The following is a 4,115-nucleotide window of genomic DNA, read 5'->3' as shown; positions in this document are numbered from 1 at the left end:
TTCGAGACAGCACCGCTGGTCAGTGCGGTTACGAAGACGGTCCGAGCGTTTCCGCGGAAACGTGTCGGCGATTGTCCTGCGATTGCAGTGTCGTTCCTATCTTGGAGAACCCAGACGGCGAGCCGCTGAATGTTGGCCGTAAGACGCGGAGCATTCCGCCTGCACTACACCGCGCGCTGAAGTCGCGAGATCGCGGCTGCTGTCGGTTTCCGGGATGCCCGAACACTCGTTACCTCGATGGGCATCACATCAAGCACTGGGCGCACGGCGGTGAGACGAAGCTGTCGAACCTCGTGAGCCTGTGTCGCTTCCATCACCGGCAGGTGCATGAAGGAAACGTCGAGGTGCACGTGCTAGACGATGGCGCAATCCGCTTCACGGCGCCGAACGGACGATGCTTCGAAAGCACCTTGCCGGGTCACACGCAGCCGCTAGGCGATTGGCACCGGCTGGTTGCGATGAACGAAGAGGATGGTATTGCTATCGATCGACACACCGCGGCATCGCGATGGGATGGCGAACCCTATGACCACGCCTTCGCCATCGAAGCGCTACTGCGACGAGCGCGAGGCGGCGCGACGCCCGTGCCAGCAACTCAGCTACCTTCGTAACCCTTCCCGGCGGGAGTGTCGAGCTGATTAGCCAAGGCCACATACTCCGGCGGATAAAGCTTGGACACTTCAAACTGCCCACTAGTGCGATCCGTCACCGCGTCGATGGTTTGACGAAGGATCAACGCATGGCCGACCAGGTTCCACTTGCCATCGATCTCCTCAACCAAAAACACGCGAGTGGGTTTGAGGTTGTAGAGCCGCCGGCCGGCGATGGAGAAATCGTAGACACCGCCGACCCGAATATCTTCGGGAAAGCCGGCGCCGCGCTTCAATTTCAGAGTGTCGTTGAGTTCGATGGTGTGTCCCATACGGCGCATGCTACCGGCGCGGCGCGGAGTCCGCTACGAGATCGCACTCCGCGACGACGGGGAAATGATCCGACGGGTAACGTTCACCGCGGTGAGTGGTCACCGTCTTCACCCACAGAGCTGACAGCCCGCGAAACAGAATCCAATCGATGCGCCGATCCGGGTTGCCGGTGAAGCCGTGGAAAGTCGCTTCCGGGCCAGTGCGCCTGGGCGAAGCGAGCCACGCATCGCTGAGCCCATCAGTAAGCGCCGCGTGCACTCGACTATCGGGCGACGTATTGAAGTCACCCACCAACACCACCTTCTCATGCTCGGGCAGCTGCCCAATGCGAGCGCGAATCAACTCTGCAGCTCGAATGCGAGCAGCTTCATCGACATCACGATAAGGCAGATGCGTGTTGTAGAGCATGAATGTCGCGCCGTCGGCGATACGCTCGAAGCGCGCCCACGTCACGAGTCGCGGATAGAGATTGCCCCAGGTGCGACTGCCCGGCACGTCGGGTGTATCCGACAGCCAGAAGTTCCCGGACTCGCGAACGCGCAGACGGTCTTTGCGATAGAACACGCCCATGTGCTCGTCATCGTCGCCACCGCGCCGGCCTTCGCCGAACCACACAAACTGAGGCAACGCCGCGACCAGCTCATCGCCTTGGCGTTTGAAGAGTTCCTGAGTGCCGATCACGTCGGGATCTTCCGCACGCAGCATCTCGACGACCAGATCGCGCCGCTTATCCCAATTGTTCACGCCGTCAGTGGCGGTGAGCAGGCGAATGTTGAATGTCATCACCCGGAGCGGTTGAGAGTGCGCTGCTGGCACGACGAAGATCCAGGCCGCGAGCAGCGTCAGGACCTGCCAGCGAACATTGAGCCATGAGCCGGATGTGTGCATTGCTTACGCTCGAAGATGAGAGAGATGATAGCGGCAACGGGCAGGGCCGCACACGCGAACTTTTTCCCCGCCTCGCTGCCTCATTCAGAGCGCCGCCACTGCGTGGTGGCGTAGGCAAATCATGCGTACCCCAAGTCATTCTTGCACGCTGGCCCGCCGTCGTTCGTGGATTGCGGCGGTGGTGTGTGTCATCGGCCTGCTCATCCAGGCGAAAGCAGCCGAGGCCGCGAACCCGCTAGGTATCGCCTTCAAAGACACAGCCAACGTGTCGCTCTACGGCCAACCCACCGGCATGGTCATCGCTGGCCGCTGCAATCGTAACGACCCGGCCTTCGATCAAGCACGACGCAACGGCGCCGAAGTTCTTCTCTATGTCAGTGCCACCGCGCGACCCGACGCTCGAGTCTGCGCACTCGACAATGAGCTTTACTTGAACGACCCAACGCGCGTGCCGTTGTGGCCGTATCCGAGCGAAGGCCAAAGAGTCAGCTATCCCAAAACTCACATGACCGACATGCGCCCCGGCTCGCCGTGGATTCTGCACGTCGTCGATTACGTAGAGCAGCTGATGCGCGAGGGCAAGGTCGATGGCGTTTTTCTCGACGCGATGGGTGCGCGCTCGTGGGACAAGCTGGCCGATTGGAGCAACTGGCCGCAAGCTGAGCGAGATGTATGGACCGACGGCAACATAGACTTGGTCCGTCGTCTCGATGAGCGTCGGCGCGCCATCGATCCCAAGTTCATCATCGTCACCAATGGCTACTGGGATCGCGGCGACGCGCGAGGTCTCGACGGCGAGCGCTACGTCGACGGCATCATGCTCGAGCACCCCAAGGCCGGGTCATCCTGGCATCTGAAGCAAGCGAGCAAGCCGTTTAGCGACCTTGGCCATCGCCGCGTTCTAGTGGTGGCGACTGACCACGAAGCGGCGCAGGAATGGGCCAAGGCTGCCGGCGTCACGCACGTCTCCGACCAGGCCGGCGGCGCGAGGCAATACGCACATCCGACCGAACCGCCCATCGCGTTCGAGCCGCTACACGACCGGGCCGCGGCGGCAGCTGAGTAACACCCCGCCGAGTGCTATTCTTGGCAGCGGAAGGCGGCCAGGGACGGTGCGTCGTAAAACTTGAAAGCGGGGGCGTGTCATGTTGTTCGAAGCGGTCGTCAGCGGCGGGTGTCGCTCTTATCTCATCGGCTGCGAAGAAACCTGTGCCGCGGCGTTGATCGATCCGGAACTCAGTCAGATCGATCGCTACATAGCGCTGGCCGCCCGCGATGGACTGCGGATCAAGTATCTCGTCGACACGCACACCCATGCCGATCACTTCTCGGCCACCCAGCAGTTGGCGCGGCAACTCAATGTGCCGGTGGTGATGCACAGCTCCAGTCCCGCGCCGTACGTCGACTTGCGATTGCAGAGTGGCGAGTTGTTGGTGGTGGGTAAGTTGCGACTCCAAGCGATGCACACACCGGGACACACACGCGACTCGATGTGTCTCACGATTGCCGATCGCGTTTTCACCGGCGACACCTTGTTGATCGGCGGGACCGGCCGCACCGATTTGCCCAGCGGCGATGCCAGCTCGCTCTACGATAGTTTGTTCGAGGGTGTGTTGAAGCTCGACCCGGAGACCAAGGTTTTCCCGGCGCACGAGTACAAGGGCCGCTCGCACACCACCATCGGTCGCGAGCTCGCGGAGAATCCTCGTCTGCAGCAGCGTGATCGCTCGGCGTTCGTCGAGATGATGCAGAACCTCAATCTGACGATGCCGACTCACATCACCGAAGCGCTGCGCACGAATATGACCGGCGGCAAGACGGTCGCACAGATGCTGGCAGAAGCTGCCGCCATCGTGCCGTTCATGTCGCTCGCCGAGTTGAAGGCCTGCATCGAATCCAGCGGACGCGACTTCATCGTGTTAGATGTGCGCGAGCGGGAAGCTTTCCTGGAAGGCCACATTCAAGGCGCCATGCACCTGCCTCGCGGGCAGCTGGAATTACGCGTCAATCAAGAACTCACTGACCCGACGCGTCGCATGCTCGTCTATTGCGAGTTCGGCCGCGTCTCTACGCTGGCCACCGCCACGTTGCGCCAAATGGGCTTCAGAGGTGCTGTTGCCCTCGATGGCGGCATGAAGGCTTGGCGCGAAGCCGGCTATCCCGTGGTGGGCGGGGCGGGCTAGGCTTCCCATAGGGGCGCCTCTGCGCCATAGGTCCCTCAAAACGGACTTCGCTCCAATGTCCCTGTTGAGGGACATGTGCTCCAAAAGGGACATATGCTACTGTGTCCTTCATGAGGGACAC

The 4,115-nt window shown here is 61.5% G+C and carries 5 protein-coding genes; 3 read left to right on the top strand and 2 right to left on the bottom strand.

Features of this window, described 5'->3' with window-relative positions; all coding sequences use genetic code 11:
* On the top strand, positions 1 to 611 hold a 611-nt coding region (locus tag JNL55_RS27395; protein ID WP_293862106.1), incomplete at its 5' end, for an HNH endonuclease.
* Here JNL55_RS27395 and JNL55_RS27390 read toward each other — a convergent pair.
* Entirely contained in the window at positions 596 to 922 is a 327-nt protein-coding gene (locus JNL55_RS27390) for a hypothetical protein (protein ID WP_293862103.1), read from the bottom strand. The genes JNL55_RS27395 and JNL55_RS27390 overlap by 16 nt on opposite strands.
* A 10-nt stretch (positions 923 to 932) precedes the next feature.
* A complete protein-coding gene (locus JNL55_RS27385) occupies positions 933 to 1,811 on the bottom strand; it encodes an endonuclease/exonuclease/phosphatase family protein (RefSeq protein WP_293862100.1) in 879 nt (292 codons plus the stop codon).
* Positions 1,812 to 1,932: 121 nt separating this feature from the next.
* Here JNL55_RS27385 and JNL55_RS27380 point away from each other — a divergent pair, with 121 nt between their 5' ends.
* Together JNL55_RS27380 and JNL55_RS27375 are read left to right on the top strand one after the other, a co-directional pair.
* Positions 1,933 to 2,877: a hypothetical protein gene (locus tag JNL55_RS27380; protein WP_293862097.1), complete on the top strand. Its 945-nt coding sequence runs from the start codon at positions 1,933 to 1,935 to the stop codon at positions 2,875 to 2,877.
* Between the two features lie 79 nt (positions 2,878 to 2,956).
* Positions 2,957 to 3,994, top strand: a complete 1,038-nt coding sequence (locus JNL55_RS27375; protein ID WP_293862094.1) for an MBL fold metallo-hydrolase — start codon at positions 2,957 to 2,959, stop codon at positions 3,992 to 3,994.
* Positions 3,995 to 4,115 lie beyond the last annotated feature (121 nt).

The sequence above is a fragment of the Steroidobacter sp. genome (assembly GCF_016790065.1).
Lineage (GTDB): Bacteria > Pseudomonadota > Gammaproteobacteria > Steroidobacterales > Steroidobacteraceae > Steroidobacter.
The sequence above is the reverse complement of the archived record's forward strand: the minus strand, read 5'-3'. Positions and strand labels throughout refer to the sequence as shown.